The organism is Halococcus thailandensis JCM 13552 (assembly GCF_000336715.1).
GTDB classification, from domain to species: Archaea; Halobacteriota; Halobacteria; order Halobacteriales; family Halococcaceae; genus Halococcus; species Halococcus thailandensis.
The window spans coordinates 1-266 of the sequence record NZ_AOMF01000086.1; the positions used below are offsets into that span (position 1 = coordinate 1).

The window sequence follows — 266 nt, forward strand, 5'->3', positions numbered from 1 at the left end:
AACGCAGTAAGGAGCCGATGCAACCGGAAGACGGTTGCATCGGCGATCATCGTATCGCGGAACTGGGTGAGTTGGGGCGCGATAGTGTGGGGAACCGCGACCTCCTCGAGCGCGTGCGCGAGGAGGTCGCTCAGGAGATCGCCAAGCTCTGGCGTAAATCGGTCGTAGAAGCTTGATCGAACCACGGTCTGGTTGGTGGCAGTCTGGTAGGCACGTTGAAACGCAGCGATAGAGCGGGTTTCGCCGTCCACGGCGAAGCCCAAGAT

At 60.5% G+C, this 266-nt stretch carries 1 pseudogene; it reads right to left on the bottom strand.

The annotated features are described in order from the left end of the window. Positions 1 to 266 (bottom strand): annotated as a pseudogene (locus C451_RS03410) (IS4 family transposase); the annotation flags it as partial.